Origin of the sequence: Spirosoma soli (assembly GCF_042684525.1) — a bacterium.
Taxonomy (GTDB): domain Bacteria; phylum Bacteroidota; class Bacteroidia; order Cytophagales; family Spirosomataceae; genus Spirosoma; species Spirosoma soli.
The window spans coordinates 1-722 of the sequence record NZ_JBHULN010000061.1 but is presented as its reverse complement, the minus strand read 5'-3'; the positions used below and the strand labels follow the sequence as shown (position 1 = coordinate 722).

Here is a 722-nt window from a genome sequence, read left to right as displayed (position 1 = left end):
TGTGGTCAACAGTGCGGGTACGTACTCGGTGACAGTGACCTCGGCCAACGGCTGCACGGCTACGACGACCACTACAGTGGTGAGTGATACGGCGTTGCCAAGTGTAACGGCGGTGGTGAGCAACGAGCTCAGCTGCACGGCTCTAACGGCGACGATCTCAACGACGGCTAGCCCAGGAGTGACTTACTTGTGGAGCACGGGCGAAACGACACCAAGCATCTCGGTGAGTGTAGCCGGTGCTTACTCAGTGACGGTGACGGCCCAGAACGGAGCCAAGGCGTCGGTGACCACGACGGTAGTGAGCGATACAGCGTTGCCGGAAATAACGGCTATAGTCAGCAATTCTCTGACTTGTGATCAGCCTGCCGCGGCAATCTCAGTAGCTAATGCTCCTGCAAACAGTGGTTATCAATGGCGGGGGCCAGGCAGCTTTAACACGGCTCTGGAAAGCTTTACAACTACTATTGCAGGTACGTATTCAGTGTCTGTAATAATTAATCAGTGCGTAGCTACCAGCTCTGTGACAGTTGTTGGAGATACAATAACACCAACAGTAACGGCTTCAGTAAGCAACACCTTGACGGCGGCTCAGCCCACGGCGACGATCTCAACGACGGCTACGCCGGGTGTAAGCTACCTGTGGAGCACAGGGGCGACCACGCCAAGCATCTCGGTAAGCGCGGCTGGACCGTACTCTGTAACGGTAACAGGCACCAACGGTT

1 pseudogene is annotated in these 722 nt (G+C 55.8%); it reads left to right on the top strand.

The features are described 5' to 3' along the window. A pseudogene (locus ACFSUS_RS29075) lies at window positions 1–722 on the top strand (hypothetical protein); the annotation flags it as partial.